General features: G+C 73.5%; 17 protein-coding genes. 11 read left to right on the top strand and 6 right to left on the bottom strand.

The window, feature by feature from the left end; genetic code table 11:
• Positions 1 to 17: 17 nt before the first annotated feature.
• From FLW16_RS03720 to FLW16_RS03705, 4 genes are read right to left on the bottom strand one after another with little or no spacing between them, the layout of a single operon-like run.
• Positions 18 to 635, bottom strand: a complete 618-nt coding sequence (locus FLW16_RS03720; RefSeq protein ID WP_142557618.1) for a TetR/AcrR family transcriptional regulator — start codon at positions 633 to 635, stop codon at positions 18 to 20.
• 17 nt (positions 636 to 652) lie between these two features.
• The gene (locus FLW16_RS03715; RefSeq protein ID WP_142557616.1) at positions 653 to 2,269 is read right to left on the bottom strand and encodes an MFS transporter; all 1,617 of its coding nucleotides are present in this window, start codon (positions 2,267 to 2,269) and stop codon (positions 653 to 655) included.
• A 36-nt stretch (positions 2,270 to 2,305) separates the two neighbouring features.
• Complete coding sequence (locus FLW16_RS03710) at positions 2,306 to 3,259, bottom strand: DNA polymerase domain-containing protein (protein ID WP_142557614.1); 954 nt, start codon at positions 3,257 to 3,259, stop codon at positions 2,306 to 2,308.
• Positions 3,260 to 3,291: 32 nt separating this feature from the next.
• Entirely contained in the window at positions 3,292 to 3,909 is a 618-nt protein-coding gene (locus FLW16_RS03705) for a TetR/AcrR family transcriptional regulator (RefSeq protein WP_221890878.1), read from the bottom strand.
• An 87-nt stretch (positions 3,910 to 3,996) separates the two neighbouring features.
• Between FLW16_RS03705 and FLW16_RS03700 the strand changes: the two genes are divergently transcribed.
• The 6 genes from FLW16_RS03700 (at position 3,997) to FLW16_RS03675 (ending at position 10,550) form a co-directional block, all read left to right on the top strand.
• Positions 3,997 to 6,141: an MMPL family transporter gene (locus FLW16_RS03700; RefSeq protein WP_142557612.1), complete on the top strand. Its 2,145-nt coding sequence runs from the start codon at positions 3,997 to 3,999 to the stop codon at positions 6,139 to 6,141.
• A 37-nt stretch (positions 6,142 to 6,178) separates the two neighbouring features.
• On the top strand, positions 6,179 to 6,991 hold the full coding sequence (locus tag FLW16_RS03695; RefSeq protein ID WP_142557611.1) for a methyltransferase domain-containing protein: 813 nt from the start codon (positions 6,179 to 6,181) through the stop codon (positions 6,989 to 6,991).
• A gap of 98 nt (positions 6,992 to 7,089) precedes the next feature.
• On the top strand, positions 7,090 to 8,037 hold the full coding sequence (locus FLW16_RS03690; protein ID WP_142557609.1) for a ribose-phosphate pyrophosphokinase: 948 nt from the start codon (positions 7,090 to 7,092) through the stop codon (positions 8,035 to 8,037).
• A 43-nt stretch (positions 8,038 to 8,080) separates the two neighbouring features.
• Complete coding sequence (locus FLW16_RS03685) at positions 8,081 to 8,794, top strand: hypothetical protein (RefSeq protein ID WP_142557607.1); 714 nt, start codon at positions 8,081 to 8,083, stop codon at positions 8,792 to 8,794.
• Position 8,795: 1 nt separating this feature from the next.
• Positions 8,796 to 9,932 (top strand): CapA family protein, encoded by a 1,137-nt coding sequence (locus tag FLW16_RS03680; RefSeq protein ID WP_142557605.1) that lies wholly within the window; start codon positions 8,796 to 8,798, stop codon positions 9,930 to 9,932.
• Between the two features lie 12 nt (positions 9,933 to 9,944).
• Positions 9,945 to 10,550: a CBS domain-containing protein gene (locus tag FLW16_RS03675; RefSeq protein WP_142557603.1), complete on the top strand. Its 606-nt coding sequence runs from the start codon at positions 9,945 to 9,947 to the stop codon at positions 10,548 to 10,550.
• Here FLW16_RS03675 and FLW16_RS03670 read toward each other — a convergent pair.
• Positions 10,547 to 10,999, bottom strand: coding sequence for a MarR family winged helix-turn-helix transcriptional regulator (locus FLW16_RS03670; RefSeq protein WP_142557601.1), 453 nt, complete (start codon positions 10,997 to 10,999; stop codon positions 10,547 to 10,549). The two genes, FLW16_RS03675 and FLW16_RS03670, sit on opposite strands and share 4 nt — an antisense overlap.
• A gap of 95 nt (positions 11,000 to 11,094) precedes the next feature.
• On the opposite strand from FLW16_RS03670, the gene FLW16_RS03665 reads away from it, so the two are divergent.
• The 3 genes from FLW16_RS03665 to FLW16_RS03655 are packed head-to-tail and all read left to right on the top strand — an operon-like array spanning position 11,095 to position 13,186.
• A complete protein-coding gene (locus FLW16_RS03665) occupies positions 11,095 to 11,865 on the top strand; it encodes a pirin-like bicupin family protein (RefSeq protein ID WP_142557598.1) in 771 nt (256 codons plus the stop codon).
• Positions 11,866 to 11,888: 23 nt separating this feature from the next.
• Entirely contained in the window at positions 11,889 to 12,227 is a 339-nt protein-coding gene (locus tag FLW16_RS03660) for a GNAT family N-acetyltransferase (RefSeq protein ID WP_142557596.1), read from the top strand.
• A complete protein-coding gene (locus tag FLW16_RS03655) occupies positions 12,224 to 13,186 on the top strand; it encodes a pirin family protein (protein WP_221890877.1) in 963 nt (320 codons plus the stop codon). Before FLW16_RS03660 ends, FLW16_RS03655 begins: the two co-directional genes overlap by 4 nt.
• Here FLW16_RS03655 and FLW16_RS03650 read toward each other — a convergent pair.
• Positions 13,179 to 14,642: an MFS transporter gene (locus FLW16_RS03650; protein WP_260614847.1), complete on the bottom strand. Its 1,464-nt coding sequence runs from the start codon at positions 14,640 to 14,642 to the stop codon at positions 13,179 to 13,181. The genes FLW16_RS03655 and FLW16_RS03650 overlap by 8 nt on opposite strands.
• Positions 14,643 to 14,760: 118 nt before the next feature.
• Between FLW16_RS03650 and FLW16_RS03645 the strand changes: the two genes are divergently transcribed.
• Both FLW16_RS03645 and FLW16_RS03640 read left to right on the top strand, forming a co-directional pair.
• Positions 14,761 to 15,684 (top strand): SDR family oxidoreductase, encoded by a 924-nt coding sequence (locus FLW16_RS03645; RefSeq protein WP_142557592.1) that lies wholly within the window; start codon positions 14,761 to 14,763, stop codon positions 15,682 to 15,684.
• Position 15,685: 1 nt separating this feature from the next.
• Positions 15,686 to 16,531, top strand: a complete 846-nt coding sequence (locus FLW16_RS03640; RefSeq protein ID WP_142557589.1) for a MaoC/PaaZ C-terminal domain-containing protein — start codon at positions 15,686 to 15,688, stop codon at positions 16,529 to 16,531.
• Positions 16,532 to 16,557 lie beyond the last annotated feature (26 nt).

The raw sequence follows: 16,557 nt of genomic DNA, 5'->3' as shown, positions 1-16,557 counted from the left end.
GGATCAGCCCGTGGAGATCAGCGCAAAGCGCGGGTGAGCACGTCGAGGGTGATCTCGATGATGTCGTCCGCGTCCGCGTTCGCGGCGGCGGGCTCCGGGTCGGGTGCCGCCGCGTCGGGCATGAGGCGGCGGGCCCCGGCCCGCAGCACCCCCCACGCCAGCTCGGCCCGCAGCGCCGGATGGTCGGCCCCGGCCTCGCGCAGCGCGTCGGCGAGCGGTGCGATCAGCGCGCCGTGCAGCTCGTCCACCCGCACCCGGCACTCGCCCGGCAGCCCGATCGCCTGCAGCGCCGGGATCAGCGCGTAGTCGGGGCTGCCGACGAAGTCGAGCGCGGCCCTGCCGTACGCGCGGATCCTGCCGGGCAGCGAGCTGTCCGGGCCGGTGGGGGCGATGGCGGCGCGCAGCCGGGCCGACCAGCGGGGAAAGGCGTCCTCCACGAGCTGCGCCAGGATGTCGGCGGTGGAGGCGAAATAGCGGTAGACGCTGGAGCGGGCCAGGCCGATCCGGGCGCCGACGGCCGCCGGGGTGAGCGCGTGCACGCCCTCGGCGGCCAGGATCTCCCGCGCCGCCTCCAGCAGGGCGGCGTGCTGGTTGGCCCGGTGATCCGCGACGGTCGCCGCGCTGATCCTCGGCATTACCCCCTCCAGGGTCGCTACATGTCCAGGTCGCGACCTCCAGTATCCGGCCCGCCCGCCGCGACCCGCTCCGGCGACTCGTCCTGCACGACCGGTGTGCGGGGGAGCAGGAGGGTGACCCCGACCCCGGCCAGCAGCGCCAGCGCCGTGATGAACGTGACCCTGCGGGTCGCCTCGGCGGCGGCCTCGACCGCCGTCGCGTGGATCACGGGGTCGCGGAGCGCGGGGATGGCGGCGCCGGCGCTCTCCTCGACCGCGCGCGCCGCACTCGTGCGCACCTGCTCGGGCCGGTCGGCGAGCCCGCGCTCGACGGCCGAGCCGAGCCCGGCCACCAGCACTCCGCCCAGGATGGCGACTCCCAGCGCCGCGCCGAGCTGGCGGACCGTGCTCTGGAGCGCGGACGCGCCGCCGGACAGGCGCGCCGGCACGTCGGCCATGAGGACGCCGGTGAGCTGCGCCGTGGCGAAGCCGATGCCCGCGCCGTAGAGGAGCAGCCACGGCACGGGCCGCCAGGCGCCCATGTCCGGCGCGAGGGACAGGCCGATGCCGGCCGCGCCGACGGCCTCCATGCCCAGGCCGATCCGCACGATGGTCCGCGGGGACAACGTCCTCGACAGCGGGGGGACCAGCCCGCCCGCGAGGAAGGTGCCGACGGCCAGCGCGGCGATGACGAGACCGGCACGGAAGGCGGTGTAGCCGAGCGCGGACTGCAGGAAGAGCGGCAGCACGAGGATCATGCCGAACTCGCCGAGCGCCACGATCACCGCCGCCATCGCGCCGTAGCGGAAACTCGGCAGCTCGAACAGCGTCAGGTCGACGAGCACGGGCCGGCCGGCGCGCTCGCGCCGCCGTTCGCGGACGACGAGGGCGACCAGCGCGAGGACGCCGATGCCGAAGGCGAACGGCACGGGGGAGACGCTCTCGAACCGCAGGCCGAACAGGTCCGCGGTCCGCCGCGGCTCCAGCCAGCCGTACTTCTGGCCCTCGATGAGCGCGAAGACGACGCCGGTCGTGCCGAGCACGGCGAGGACGAGCCCGGCCAGGTCGCCGCCCGCCGCGTGGCCGTCCCGCGACTCGGGCACCCGCAGCGAGCCGAGCAGGAGCAGCGCGCCGATGGGCAGGTTGATCCAGAACGCCGCCCGCCAGCCGTGCTCGGTGACGAGCCAGCCCCCCGCCAGCGGGCCGACGGCGGCCATGCCGCCGATGATGGAGCCCCAGACCGCGAAGGCGATCACCCGCTGACGGCCCACGTAGACGCGGTTGATGATCGCGAGAGTCATCGGCACGGCCATCGCCGCCCCCACGCCCTGCACGGCTCGTACGCCGATGAGCATGGGCCCGTTCACCGACGCCGCCGCCAGCACGCTCGCCAGCAGGAAGACCGCGACGCCCAGGGCGAACAGGCGGCGCCTGCCGTACCGGTCGCCGGCCCGGCCGAACGGGATAAGCAGCGCCGCGAACATCAGCGAGTAGATCGAGTTGACCCATTCCACGTCGGTGGCGCCGAGGCCCAGGTCGGCGATGATCGCGGGCACCGCCACGTTCACGATCGTGGCGTCGATGACGACCATCGACACGCCCGTCGCGAGCACGACGAGGGGGATCCAGCTTTGGCGCGCTGTTGGCGACGACATGTCGCGAACTATAGCAACATCATGTCGCCAACTTGCTCACGAAGGGGCGCGGCGGGCACGGGCGCGGCGCTTGCCCTCGTGCATGGCCTGGACGCGGGCGACCGGGATCGTGTGGCCTTCCTCGATCAGGTCGCGGGGCAGCCGCTGGGGCTCCGGCATGAGCGCGGCCCAGGGATCGCCGTCCCGCAGCAGTCCTGCCGCCGTGTGGACGGTGAAGTCGCCGGGGGTGATCCGGTCCAGGTCGTCCCAGGCCACCGGGAACGACACGGGGACGCCGGGCCGTACGCGCGGGCTGTAGGCCGCCACCACGGTCGCCCCGCCCGACCGGGTCGAGTCGATGAACACTCTGTCGCCGCGGTCCTCCCGGATGAACGCCGTCGTGGCGAGGGCGGGGTCGAGGCGCTCGGCGCGTACGCCGAGCGCGCGGGTGGCCGCGGCGACGTCCTCCGTCGTGTGCGCCTCCAGCGGCACGAACACGTGCAGGCCCTTGGCGCCGCTGGTCTTCACCGCCCCCGACAGGCCGGCGTCGGCCAGCGCCCGGCCGACCAGCCGGGCGGCGGCGACGGCCTGCGGGAACGCCTCGGCCGACGGCGGGTCGATGTCGAGCACGAGATGGGTCGGACGGTCCCAGTCGCCGGCGTGGACGAGGGCGGGGTGATACTCCACCGCCCTCTGGTTGGCGAACCACAGCAGCGTGCGCCGGTCGTCGCACAGGGCGTACGACACCCGCCGCTGTGACGACTCGGCCCACAGGGTGACCGTCCGCACGAAGCCCGGGGCGTAGGAGGGCACGTTCTTCTGCATGAACGGCGCCTGGCCCTGCCGCACCCGCACCACGGACAGCGGCCGCTCGCGCAGCACCGGGATGACGCGGTCGCGGACCGCGTCCAGGTAGTCGACCAGGTCGCGCTTGGTCGCGCCCGCGTCGTCGAACAGGGGCTGGTCGAGGTTGGTCAGCGTGACTCCGTCGCGCACCTCATCGCTGGTCATCCGATCACCATGCCCGCGCCCGGGCCGGGGAATCAACCGTCCAGCGGGGCGAGGTAGCCGCGCAGGACCTTCTTCAGCTCGCGCACCTCGGCCTCCCGCTCATCCTCGGGGGCAGCGACCACCACCGGCGTCATCGCCTGGAAGATCTGCACGAGCACCCGCGCGCTGCGGGTCCGCTCCGGCGCGGACAGGCCGGGCGCCCGTACGGCGAGGATCGCCTCGACCCGGCCGAGCAGCGCCGACTGGATCGGCCCGGCCGCCGTGGCGAGGCCCGGCGGCATGTCCGGCCGGGCGAACAGCGCCTTGAACCCCGGGTTGGCGACATTGAACGCCACCAGCGGATCGACGACCCGGTCGAGCAGCTCGTCCAGGTCCATGGCGGCGAGGTCGGCCGGGGCGAACGCCTCGCCGTGCGCGGCGCGCATCTGGACGGTGAACCGGTCGGCGAGCGCCTGCGCGACGGCCTCCTTGCTGCGGAAAAACTGGTAGAGCGACCCGGGGGAGATCCCGGCCGCCGCCGCGATGGCGTTCGTCGTCGTCCTCTCGTAACCCTGCTCGGCGAACACCGCCGCCGCGGCGTCGAGGATCTCGCTCATCCGCCGCTCGCCGCGCGCCTGCCGCCGCCGGGGCCGCGCCTCCTCGCTCTCCATGGCACCCCTCATTGCAAATACGAGTAATTGCTCGTATTCTCTCGCCTCAAACACGAATGATCGCTCGTAAAACTATCAGGGGGGTTCGTGCCGGCCGGAATCGTCGTACGCAGAGCGGGGTGGGTCGTCGTGGTGAGCGTGTTGATCGCGCTCGTCGCCGGGGTCGTCGGCGCCGGAACCATCGGCGCGCTGTCCCTCAACAGGTTCGAGGCGCCGGGCTCGGAGTCGGCGCGGGCGCGCGACGACCTCGCCCGGCTGTTCCGCACCGGGAGCCCCAACGTCGCGCTGCTGGTCACCGCCCGCCGGGGGACGGTCGACAGCGACCCGGTCGAGGCCGCCGGACGGGCGCTGACCCGGGAGCTCGCGGCCTATCCCGGCGTCGGCGACGCCTGGTCGTACTGGACGCGTCAGGGCGTGGCCACGCTGCGCTCCGGCGACGGGCGGCAGGCGATGGTGCTCGCCTGGGTGCCCGGGGACGCCGACAGGGTGCGCCGTGACGTGTTGCCTGCCCTGACCCCGCGCTTCACCCGGAGCGACGCCGTGATCGACGTCCGGGCCGGAGGCTCCGACGAGGTCTTCCGCACGGTCATGGAACAGGCCAGGCGGGACTTCGTCCGGGCCGAGATGGTCGTGCTGCCGATGGTCCTGCTGCTGTTGTGGCTGGTCTACCGGCGGCTCGCGGCGGCACTGGTCACCCTCGGCGTCGGGATCTTCGCCGTGGCCGGGTCGCTGGCGCTGCTGCGCGGTGTCGTGCTTCTCACCGAGGTCTCGACGTTCGCCTCGAACATCGCCCTGGTCATGGGCGTCGGGCTCGGGGTCGACTACGGGCTGTTCGTGATCTTCCGGTTCCGCGAGGAGCTGCGGCGCGGCGTGCCGGTGCCGGAGGCGGTGACGCGGACCGTCCGCACCGCCGGGCGCACGGTGCTGTTCAGCGGGGTCACCGTCGCCGCCTCGCTGTCGGTGCTGTTCGCCTTCCCCTTCCCGTTCCTGCGCTCGTTCGCGTACGCGGGGATCGCGGTCGTGGTCGCCGCGGTGACCGGCGCGACCGTCGTGCTCCCGGCCGCGCTGGCCCTGCTGGGTCACAGAGTCGCGCGTGCCGGCTCCGCCCGAGTCGAGCGCCACGGGTTCTGGCACGGTCTCGCCCTGCGCGTCGTGCGCCGTCCGCTGGCGTTCGGCGGGGCGGCGCTGGCGGTCGTGCTGCTGCTCGGGTCGCCCTTCCTCGGCGTCCGCTTCGGGCTGCCCGACGACCGGGTGCTGCCGTCCTCGGCGCCCGTACGGCAGATGTACGACCAGATCCGGGCGGGCTTCTCCCAGGAGGAGGCCGACGCGGTCCACGTGGTCGCGCCGGAGGGCGACGCCGCCCAGGCGGGGCCGTACGCCGCCGCGCTGTCGCGGATCGACGGCGTGGTGCGGGTGGACTCGGCCGCCGGGTCCTACGCGGACGGCCGGCCGGTCCCGGGGCCGGTGGATACGCGGTTCGCCGCCGCGCGCGGCACATGGCTGTCGGTGGTGGTGACGAGCGACCGTCTCGACGCCGATGCGCCCGGGCTGGTGCGCCGGGTGCGGGCCGTTCCGGCGCCCTTCGCGGTGGAGGTGGGCGGCTACCCGGCCGAGCTGACCGACTACCGGGACGGTGTGACCGCACGCCTGCCGTTGATCGGCCTGCTGATCGTGCTGGTGACGTTCGCGGTGCTGTTCGTCATGACCGGCAGCGTCGTGGCGCCGCTCAAGGCGTCGGCGCTCAACCTGCTGAGCCTGTCGGTGATGTTCGGCGCGCTGGTGTTCGTCTTCCAGGACGGCCACCTGTCCGGGCTGCTCGGCTTCACGCCGACCGGGTCCATCGAGCCGAGCATCCCGATCCTGATGTTCTGCGTGGCCTACGGGCTGTCGATGGACTACGAGGTCTTCCTGCTCGCGCGCATCAAAGAGGAGTACGACCGGACGGGCGACGCCGTGGCATCCGTGCCCGCGGGCATCGCCCGCAGCGCGCCGCTGGTCACCGCGGCCGCGGCCATCCTGGCCGCCTCGTTCGCGGCCTATGCCACGGGACGGGTGGTGTTCCTGCAGCAGCTCGGCGTCGGCATGGCGCTCACGGTCGCCGTCGACGCCACGCTGATCCGCGGCGTGCTCGTCTCGGCGCTGATGCGGCTGGCGGGCCCGGCCAACTGGTGGGCCCCGGCGCTGCTGCGCCGCCTGCACCGCCGTCTATTTGTCTCATATAGCGAAACATAATTGCTCGAATCGCGAGACACGTGGAATCGTAACCGGCATGGCAAACGAAACGGCCGTGTACACCCACGGCTTTCACGAGTCCGTCCTGCGCTCCCACCGCTGGCGCACGGCCGCCAACTCGGCGGCGTACCTGCTGGGCGCGCTGAAGCCCCACATGCGGATCCTGGACGTCGGCTGCGGTCCGGGCACGATCACGGCCGACCTGGCCGAACTGGTGCCGCAGGGCGAGGTGATCGGCCTCGACACCGGGCCCGGCATCCTGGAGCAGGCGCGCCGCGAGGCGGAGGGGCGCGGTCTGGGCAACGTGAGCTTCACGACCGGCGACGTGCACGCGCTCGACTATCCCGACGCCTCCTTCTGCGTGGTGCACGCCCACCAGGTGCTCCAGCACGTCGGCGACCCGGTGGGCGCGCTGCGCGAGATGCGGCGGGTGACCAAGCCGGGCGGGATCGTCGCGGTGCGCGACTCCGACTACGCCGGCTTCGTGTGGTATCCGCAGGTCCCGGCCCTGGACGACTGGCTGGACCTCTACCGGCGGGTGGCCCGCGCCAACGGCGGCGACCCCGACGCCGGGCGCCGCCTGCGCGCCTGGGCCAGGGAGGCCGGGTTCACCGACGTCACCTCGTCGTCGTCCACCTGGTGCTACGCCACCCCGGAGGAGCGGGAATGGTGGGGCGGGCTGTGGGCCGACCGCACGGTGCAGTCCTCCTACGCCGACCGCGCGGTCGAGGCAGGCCACGCCACGCAGGACGACCTGCGGCGGATCGCCGACGGCTGGCGGGAGTGGGCCGCGAGCGAGGACGGCTGGTTCAGCGTCCTGCACGGCGAGATCCTCTGCCGCGTGCCCTGAGTTGCGCACACCGGGGGGCGACCCCCGGACCCCCGCCGCGCTTGCCTCCGGCGCCTACGGGGGACGGTGCCGGTGAGGCGCTTGAGGGGGGAACGGCGATGACCTTGCGGATCGTGGCCGGGACGGCCAACCGCCCGCTCGCCGCCGCCGTCGCGGCCGCGCTGGACCAGGAGCCGTCCGTCCCGGTGGTCGAGCGGTTCCCCGACGGCGAGTCGCGGCCGGTCGTCACCGGTGTCAGGGGCGCGGACGTCTACCTCGTCCAGCCCACCGGGCCGCCCGTCGGCGAGCACGTCATGGAGGCGCTGCTGCTCGCCGACGCCTGCCGGCGGGGCGGCGCGGCCAGGCTGACGGCGGTCGTGCCCTACGTGGGGTACGCCCGGCAGGACCGGCGCCGCCGCGAGGGAGAGGCGATCGGGCTGCGGGTGGTGGTGGCCGCGCTCGCCTCGGCCGGGGTCGAGCGCCTGATCGCGGTCGACCCGCACACGTCCGCGCTGGAGGCGGTGTGCCCGATGCCGGTGGAGACGCTGACGGCCGTGCCCGCTCTCGCCCGCACCGCCGGGCGCGGACTGCCGGAGGACGCGGTGGTGGTCGCGCCCGACCTCGGCGCGGTCAAACTGGCCCGCCACTACGCCCGCCTGCTTGCGCTGCCCGTCGCGCTGGTGCGCAAGACGCGGCTGACCGGGGCGGACGTGCGGGCCGAGCAGGTCTTCGGCGACGTCACGGGCCGCCCGGCGCTGGTCGTGGACGACATGATCAGCACGGGCGCGACGATCGAGGCGGCCGTCGAGGCCCTGCTCGCACAGGGAGCGGCGCCGCCGTTCGCCGTCGCCGCGACGCACGGCCTGTTCGCCGGGGACGCGCGGGAGCGGCTGTGCCGTACGGAGATCCGGAGCCTGATCCGGAGCCTGGTCGTCACCGACACCCTGCCGCAGGACGAGGCGGCCCTGCCGTCGCTGGAGGTGTGCCCGGTCGCCCCGCTGCTGGCCGACGCGATAGGCCGCCTCCACCGAAACGAGGGGGTGGACGACCTGCTGTCCGGCGCCTGACGTCGCCCGGTGACGACGGGCGGCCAGGGGGGAGGATGGAGGTGTGACGTCCAGGACGCGGAGCCGTACGGCGGCGGACAGGGACCTGACCCGCCCGCCGGACCGCGCGTGCCGTCTCGTCGAGGCCCTGGGCGGGAGGTTCTCCCGGGAGATGGGCATCGACGTCGACCGGGGGGATCGCGAGGTCGAGCGGTGGCTGCTCGCGGCGACGCTGTTCGGCGCCCGGATCTCCGCCGCGATCGCCGTACGCACCTACCGGGCCATGGCCGCGGCGGGGGTGCGCGGGATCTCCGACGTCGAGGGCCGCACGTGGGAGGAACTGGTCGAGATCCTCGACCGCGGCGGCTACGCCCGCTACGACTACCGCACGGCCACCCGGCTGCTCCGCCTCGCCGAGGCCGTGGGCGGCGAGGTCGGCGCGCTGCGCGGGGGCGGCCTGGACGAGACCCGCGCCGCGCTCGGCGCGCTGCCCGGCTGGGGCCCGGTGACGGTCGCGCTGTTCCTGCGCGAGCTGCGCGGTGTCTGGCCGGGGGTGGACCCGCCGCCGGACGACCGGGCATCGGAAGCAGGGCGGCACGCCGGGCTGCTCGGCGCGGGACACCACCCCCTCGATCGGCTGCGGGAGATCGCCGGCGAGGCGGGGCTGGACGTGCGCGACCTCGAAGCCGCCCTCGTCCGTCTGTGGCTGGCCCACCACAAGGACTTCCCCCACTGTCCGGGCGGCGCCCGCTGCGCGATAGTGACGGGGGAGGGGTGAGATGCGGTCGGCGGCGGAGGATCCGGTGACGCTGTTCCTGTGCGGCGACGTCATGCTGGGCCGGGGCGTCGACCAGATCCTCCCGCACCCCGGCGATCCCGCGCTTGAGGAGCCGTGCGTCCGGGACGCCCGCGCGTACGTCGAACTGGCGGAGGAGGCGAACGGCCCGATCCCGCGGCCGGTCGGCTACTCCTGGCCCTGGGGCGACGCCCTGGAGGTGCTGGACGAGGCGGCCCCCGACGTACGCGTGCTGAACCTGGAGACGAGCATCACCCGCAGCCGCGACTTCGCGCCGGGCAAGCAAGTGCACTACCGGATGAACCCGGCCAACCTCCCCGCCCTGGCCGTGGCCCGGCCCGACGTGTGCGTGCTGGCCAACAACCACGTGCTCGACTTCGGCGTACGCGGGCTCACCGAGACACTGGACGCGCTGGCGGGGGCGGGACTCGACCAGGCGGGCGCGGGACGGGACGAGGACGAGGCGCGGCGGCCCGCGGTCGTGGCGCTCCCCGGCGGTGGGCGGGTCCTGGTGTTCGCGGTCGCGATGCCGTCCAGCGGCGTCCCCGGCGAGTGGGCGGCGGCCCGCGACCGGCCCGGGGTGGCCTTCCTGTCAGGGGCGTCCCGCGACGCCGCGGCGGAGACGGTCCACCGCGTCCGGCAGGCCAAGCGGCCTGGGGACATCGCGGTCGTCTCCATCCATTGGGGTTCCAACTGGGGCTACGAGGTCGAGGACGACCAGGTCGAGTTCGCGCACGCGCTGGTCGAGGGCGGCGTCGATCTCGTCCACGGTCACTCCTCCCACCATCCCCGCCCGGCCGAGGTGTACCGGGACCGGCTGATCCTCTACGGCTGCGGGGACTTCGTCGACGACTACGAGGGCATCGCCGGTTACGAGGAGTACCGCGACGACCTGCGGCTGCTGTACCTCGTCACCGTCGAGGCGACGGCCGAGGCGGGATCGGGGCGGCTGCTTGAGCTGCGGATGGCGCCGATGCGGGCCGTACGGATGCGGCTGCGGCACGCCTGCGGCGAGGACCGCGAGTGGCTGCGGGCGACGCTCGACCGGATCAGCCGGGAGTTCGGGGCACGGGTCGCACCGGCGCCCGGTGGCACGCTCGCCCTCGCACCGGCCGCGTAGGAGGTGGTCACGATGCTGGTCCGCGAGATCATGACGACGCCGGTGGTGACGGTCCGGCGCACGGCGACGATCAAGCAGGCCGTCCGCCTGCTGTACGAGCAGGACATCACGGCCGCACCGGTGGTGGACGCGGCCGGGCGGATGATCGGCATCGTCAGCGAGATGGACCTGCTGCGCGGCGAGTTCGGGGCCAATCCCCGGGCCTTCCTGCGCCCCGAGGCCCTGCCCACCGGCAGGCCGCCCGCGCTCGTCGAGGAGGTCATGACGCCGCGCGTCGCCACCGTCGGGGACGGCGCCGACACCATGGACCTGGTCGAACTGATGATCACGACCGGGGTGAAGAGCGTTCCCGTCCTGCACGACGACGAGCTCGTGGGGATCGTCAGCCGCCGCGACCTGATGGGCCTGCTGGCCCAGGGGGACGAGCGGATCCGCGAGGACGTGCTCGCGGCGCTGCGCGACTGCGCCGACACGTCGTCCTTCGGCGCGGCCGTGCGGGACGGCGTCGTCGAACTGTACGGCCCCGGCGACGAACGGTCGGCCCGCATCGCCGAGCTGGTCGCCAGGACCGTCCCCGGCGTGGCCGACGTCGTCTTCCCCGAGGGACTGGTCAGTTAATCGAGCTGGTCGAGGACGTCCGCGGCGAGTCGTTCGAGCGCGGCGACCTGTTCGCGGGTGAGGCCGTCGAAGAACAGGTGGCGCACGGTCTCCACGTGTCCGGGGGCCGCGGCGGTGATGGCCCGGCGGCCCTCCTCTGTGATCACGACGTACGCGCCGCGGCCGTCGTCCGCGCACTCCTCCCGCCTGACGAGCCCCCGGCGCTGCATCCGGGTCAGGTGGTGGGACAGCCGGCTCTGCTCCCACTGGAGGTCGCGCTGCAGCTCGAACGGCCGCAGCCGCCCTTCCTCCCGGTCGGTGAGGTGCACGAGGACCTCGTAGTCCGCCAGGGACAGACCCGAGTCCGCCTGCAGCTGCCGGTTGAGCCGGGCCGTCAGGCGGCCCTGCATGCGCAGGTAGGCCCGCCAGGCGCGCTGCTCGTCCGCGTCGAGCCACCGAGGGCTGTTCATGGTCCCCAGGCTAGCCGGAATCAATGACTCGTCATGTATGTTGAGGGCACCAGTAGATGACGCATCATCTACATGGCGACGAGGAAAGGGCACTCATGACCACGACCAGGCTGACCCCTCGTGTGGACATCCGCCGGGCGGCCGAGCGTGCCGCCACCCGCATCTCCTGGCTGGATTCCAAGCACTCGTTCTCGTTCGGCGGCCACTACGACCCCGACAACACCCACCACGGGCTGCTGCTGGTCAACAACGACGACGTCGTCCACCCCGGCACCGGCTTCGAGACGCACCCGCACCGCGACATGGAGATCGTCACCTGGGTGCTCCAGGGCTCGCTGGTCCACCAGGACTCCGAGGGCCACTCCGGTGTCATCTATCCGGGTCTGGCTCAGCGCATGAGCGCCGGCACCGGCATCCTGCACTCGGAGAAGAACGATTCCTGGCGGCTGACCGGCGGCGACAGCCACGACGAGCCCGTGCACTTCGTCCAGATGTGGGTGGTCCCCGACGAGCCGGGCATCACCCCCGGGTACGAGCAGCTGGAGATCGAGAACGACCTGCTGGCCGGCGGCCTGGTGCCGGTCGCCAGCGGGATGGACAAGCACGACGGCGAGGCGGCCATCCGCATCAAGAACCGGTACGCCGCGCTGTACGCCGCCCGTCTCCAGCCGGGCCAGAGCGTGGAGCTGCCCGAGGCGCCGTTCCTGCACCTGTTCGTACCCCGGGGGACCGTCGCCTTGGAGGGTGCGGGCACCCTGGAGACCGGCGACGCCGTGCGGTTCACCGCCACCGGCGGGCAGAAGGTCACCGCGACGGAGCCCGCCGAGATCCTCGTGTGGGAGATGCACGCGACGATCGCCGCCTGACGACAATCCTGGAAGGAATCCCGATGCAGCAGTCAGAACCGCAGGTCGCCGACAACCCGGAGGCGAGCCGCTTCGAGATCACCGTGGACGGCGCGCTCGCCGGCTTCGCCGACTATCGGCTGAACGGGCCGAGGATCTCCTTCACCCACACCGAGATCGACCCGGCCTTCGAGGGCCGGGGCCTCGGCTCGACGCTGGTCCGGGCGGCGCTCGACGCCGCCAGGGACGCCGGGCTGTCGGTCCTGCCGTTCTGCCCGTTCGTGCAGCGGTACATCAAGCGGCACCCGGACGACTACCTCGACCTGGTGCCCGCCGACCAGCGGGCCAGGTTCTCCCTCGACGGCGGGGAGGCATCGGAGTGAGCCCCGGGGAACCCGCGGTTTACGGCTGCACCGTTGCGGCCGAGGCGGAGCCGGAGAGCGTGCTCCTGCCCGGCCACGACGTGCCGCTCGGCCGCTACACGACCGTGCGCCGGCTGCTCCCGCAGCGTCCGCGCCGGATGGTCGGCGCATGGTGCTTCGTCGACCACTTCGGGCCCGACGACGTGAGCGGCCGGCCGGGCATGCAGGTGCCGCCGCATCCGCACACCGGCCTGCAGACGGTCACCTGGCTCGCCGAGGGCGAGATCCTCCACCGCGACAGCCTCGGCAACGTCCAGGCGATCGTGCCCGGGCAGCTCAACCTGATGACGGCCGCCCACGGGATCGCCCATTCCGAGCAGTCGCCACCGGATCACCCGCCGGGCATGCACGGGCTGCAGCTGTGGGTCGCGCTGCCGGAGGAGGCGCGGCACGGCGAGGCGCGGTTCGAGCACCACGCGGCGCTGCCCGTGCTGCGCGACGGGGACGTCACGGTGACGGTCGTGGTGGGCGAGGCCGGACCGCTGCGCTCGCCGGCCCTCGTGCACACCCCGCTGCTCGGGGCCGAGGTGCTGTTCACCGGCCCGGGAGAGCACCGGCTGCCGGTCGATCCGGCGTTCGAGACGGCGGTGCTGGTCATGTCGGGCACGGCCGACGTGGCCGGGGTCGCGCTGGCCCCCGGCTCGCTGCTCTATCTCGGGCAGGGCCGTACGGCGGTGCCGATGGAGGCGGCCGGTCCGGCCCGGCTGTTCGTGCTCGGCGGCACGCCGTTCGAGGAGCCCCTGGTGATGTGGTGGAACTTCGTCGGCCGTTCGCACGAGGAGATCGCGCGGGCGCGCGACGACTGGATGCGGGGCGGCCGCTTCGGCGTCGTCCCGGGCGGGCAGAACGCCCTTCCCGCGCCCGAGATGCCGACCGTGCGGCTGAAGGCCCGCGACCGCCACGGCCGCGTCCTCAGCTGACGGACGAGCCCGCGCGTCTCCGGGTGAAGCAGGTGAACACGGCGAGCGCGGAGACGGCGGTCATGCAGGCGAGCGCCCAGCGGTAGCCGGTCACGAGCTGCTCGACCGCCGTGGACGAGACGTGGGACAGCGTTCCCGCGAAGACGGCGTCGTGCAGCCCGGCCGGCAGCGGCACCGTGATGATCGACAGGACCAGCGCGGTGCCGACCACCACCCCGGTGTTCTGCAGCATCAGGCGCATGGCGTTGACGATCCCCAGCCGGTGCGACGGCACCCCGTCCAGGATCGCGGTGGTGTTGGAGGGCAGGAACATGCCCGAGCCGACGCCGATCAGCACGAGGGCGGCCGTGAGCGACGCCGACGACATGCCGGGGGAGATCAGCCACAGCAGGACGGCCAGGCCCGCCGTCGTCAGCGAGGTCGCGGCGACCGCCACCGTGCGCGGGCCGAGGCGGCGCAGCAGAAAGCCCGACGCGACCGACGCCGCCATCGCCGCGATCGAGAGCGGCAGCACCTTCACCGCCGCGCTCACCGGGTCCTCCCCGCGGACGGCCTGGAAGAACAGCGACACGAGGAGCACCACCCCGACCCTGGCGGTCGAGTTGAGGAACGACGCCAGCGTCCCGAGGGCGAACGTGAGATCGCGGAACATCCGGATGTCCACCACGGGATGGCGGGCCCGCAGCTCCCGCACGACGAACAGCGGCAGCGTCACCGCGAACACGACGAGCCCGGACACCACCATCGGATGTCCCCAGCCGAGCCTGGTCACCTCCGACAGCGCGAGCAGCAGGCCGCCGAGACAGGCGAGCACGAGCGCGTTGCCGGACAGGTCGAGCCCCCGGTCGCGGCCCTGCGGCGGTCCGGGACGCAGGGCCACCGCGCCCCAGACCAGGCACGCGATGCCGAGGGGCACGTTGTACCAGAACACCCAGCGCCAGCCCAGGTGCTCGGTGAACAGGCCGCCGAGCGCGGGGCCGGCGAGCTGGGCGATGGAGAACGACGCGGTGTAGACGCCCATCCCCTCGCCGAGCCGCGACTTGGGGAAGGCGGCGGTCACCAGGGCGGCGCTGTTGGTCAGCAGCATGGCTCCGCCCGCCGCCTGCACCACCCGCAGCGCCACGATGACCCACGCGTCCGGCGCGAGCCCGGCCAGCAGGCTGGCGACGGTGTAGGTGGCCAGGCCGCCGAGATACATCGCGCGCCGCCCGAACAGGTCGGCGAGCCGGCCGAACACGACCATGAGCACGGTCGTCGTGAGCTGGAAGGCGAGCAGGATCCAGCTCGCGGCGTCCGCACTCGCGTGCGTCTGCCGTACGACCTGGGGGAGCGCCACGTTGAGCGCGCTGCCGCCGAGCGCGGTCAGGACGCTGGCCATGCTCACGACCGACAGCGTCCGCCAGGCGTGGCGCAGCCGCTCCCGCTCGCCGGGGTCCGCCGCAACGGTCTGCGGCACGGCCGTCATCGTACGGCGAGCTGGATCATGACCGGCTCCTCCCTACCGAATTCTAGATTCCATTACTAGAATCCCGTTCACACGCGATCGGGTCAAGGTCGAGTCAAGGGAGCTGCGCATGGGCGGAATCGTGGAAGGCCGCGTCGTGATCGTCACCGGCGCCGCGCGGGGCATCGGGCGGGGACACGCGCTGGAGTTCGCGCGCCAGGGCGCCAAGGTCGTCGTCAACGACCTGGGCGCGGAGGTCGACGGCACGGGATCGTCCACCGGCGCCGCGGGCGAGGTGGTCGAGGAGATCAGGGCCATGGGCGGCGAGGCCGTGGTCGACGGCGAGGACGTCTCCGACTTCGACGGCGCGGGGCGCATGATCAGGAGGGCCGTGGAGACCTTCGGCGACCTGCACGTCCTGGTCAACAACGCCGGCATCCTGCGCGACCGGATGCTCGTCAACATGACCGCCGACGAGTGGGACGCGGTCATCCGGGTGCACCTGCGCGGCACCTTCGCCCCGCTGCGGCATGCCGCCGCCTACTGGAGGTCCAGGGCCAAGGCCGGGGAGCCGGTGGACGCCCGGGTGATCAACACCACGTCGTCGTCCGGCATCTACGGCAACGCCGGCCAGGGCAACTACGGCGCGGCCAAGGCGGGAATCGCGTCGCTGACGATCATCGCGGCCAAGGAGCTGGCGCGTTACGGCGTGACGGTCAACGCGGTCGCCCCCGCCGCGCTCACCCGGATGACAGAGAACCTCATCCCGGGCGGGAGGCGGCCCGCCGAGGGCGGTTTCGACCCTGCGGCGCCGGACAACATCGCGCCGCTGGTGGTGTGGCTGGCGAGCGCCCAGTCGCGGGGGATCACGGGCCGGGTCTTCAACGTGCGCGGCGGGCACATCAGCGTCGCCGAGGGCTGGCACGCCGGGCCGGGGGTGGACAAGGACGCCCGGTGGGATCCGGCGGAGCTGGGCGAGGTGATCCCCGCCCTGGTGGACAAGGCCGCCCCGAACGCCCTCACCAGCGGGCGCATCCCGGACGGGGAGGAGTGACATGCCGCTCGACCACGGTCTGATCGGGGTGGAGAGCCCGCCGTGCGAGCGGTCGTGGACGTCCGCCGACACCCTGCTGTACGCGCTGGGCGTCGGGGCGGGCACCGAGGAGCTCGCCTTCACCACCGAGAACTCGGCGGGGATCCGGCAGCGGGTGCTGCCGACCTTCGCGGTCCTCGCCGCCCAGGCGCCGACAGGGCGGCGGCTCGGCGACTTCGACCCGGCCATGCTCGTGCACGCCGAGCAGGCCTTCGAACTGCACCGCGAGCTGCCGGCCGCCGGTCGCGTATCGACGACCTCGACGGTGACCGGCATCTACGACAAGGGCTCGGGGGCGCTCGTGACGACGGAGGCCAGGGCGGCCGACGCCGAAAGCGGCGAGTTGCTGATCACGAGCCGCAGCTCGGTGTTCATCCGGGGCGAGGGCGGCTTCGGCGGCGAGCGCGGTCCCCGCGACGAGTGGGCCGAGCCCGGAAGGCCGCCGGACCACACGGTGACCTACGAGACCCGCCAGGACCAGGCGCTGCTGTATCGCCTGTCCGGGGACCGGAACCCGCTGCACTCGGACCCCGCCTTCGCCGCCCGCGCCGGCTTCCCCCGGCCGATCCTGCACGGGCTGTGCACGTACGGGATCACCGGGCGGGCGCTGCTGCACGCGGTGGCGGGGTCCGACCCGGCCCGCTTCGCGGCCATGTCGGGACGGTTCAGCAAGCCGGTCTTCCCGGGCGAGACGCTGACCGTGTCCGTCTGGACGAACGACGGCGGCGCGACGGCCCTGTTCCGTACGGCGAAGGAGGACGGCACCGTCGTGATCGACCGGGGCAGGGCCGCCTTCCGCCCCGCCTGACGTGGAGGAGCGGCGCGCGGGGCGCC

The sequence above is a fragment of the Microbispora sp. KK1-11 genome (genome assembly GCF_006874435.1).
Lineage (GTDB): Bacteria > Actinomycetota > Actinomycetes > Streptosporangiales > Streptosporangiaceae > Microbispora > Microbispora catharanthi.
The sequence above is the reverse complement of the archived record's forward strand: the minus strand, read 5'-3'. Positions and strand labels throughout refer to the sequence as shown.

Bases quoted from the DNA above. Each gene is read 5' to 3' on its own strand.
- FLW16_RS03720 (WP_142557618.1), bottom strand. From the start codon at position 635: ATGCCGAGGATCAGCGCGGCGACCGTCGCGGATCACCGGGCCAACCAG.
- FLW16_RS03715 (WP_142557616.1), bottom strand. From the start codon at position 2,269: ATGTCGTCGCCAACAGCGCGCCAAAGCTGGATCCCCCTCGTCGTGCTC.
- FLW16_RS03710 (WP_142557614.1), bottom strand. From the start codon at position 3,259: ATGACCAGCGATGAGGTGCGCGACGGAGTCACGCTGACCAACCTCGAC.
- FLW16_RS03705 (WP_221890878.1), bottom strand. From the start codon at position 3,909: ATGGAGAGCGAGGAGGCGCGGCCCCGGCGGCGGCAGGCGCGCGGCGAG.
- FLW16_RS03695 (WP_142557611.1), top strand. From the start codon at position 6,179: ATGGCAAACGAAACGGCCGTGTACACCCACGGCTTTCACGAGTCCGTC.
- FLW16_RS03690 (WP_142557609.1), top strand. From the start codon at position 7,090: ATGACCTTGCGGATCGTGGCCGGGACGGCCAACCGCCCGCTCGCCGCC.
- FLW16_RS03680 (WP_142557605.1), top strand. From the start codon at position 8,796: ATGCGGTCGGCGGCGGAGGATCCGGTGACGCTGTTCCTGTGCGGCGAC.
- FLW16_RS03675 (WP_142557603.1), top strand. From the start codon at position 9,945: ATGCTGGTCCGCGAGATCATGACGACGCCGGTGGTGACGGTCCGGCGC.
- FLW16_RS03670 (WP_142557601.1), bottom strand. From the start codon at position 10,999: ATGAACAGCCCTCGGTGGCTCGACGCGGACGAGCAGCGCGCCTGGCGG.
- FLW16_RS03665 (WP_142557598.1), top strand. From the start codon at position 11,095: ATGACCACGACCAGGCTGACCCCTCGTGTGGACATCCGCCGGGCGGCC.
- FLW16_RS03660 (WP_142557596.1), top strand. From the start codon at position 11,889: ATGCAGCAGTCAGAACCGCAGGTCGCCGACAACCCGGAGGCGAGCCGC.
- FLW16_RS03645 (WP_142557592.1), top strand. From the start codon at position 14,761: ATGGGCGGAATCGTGGAAGGCCGCGTCGTGATCGTCACCGGCGCCGCG.
- FLW16_RS03640 (WP_142557589.1), top strand. From the start codon at position 15,686: ATGCCGCTCGACCACGGTCTGATCGGGGTGGAGAGCCCGCCGTGCGAG.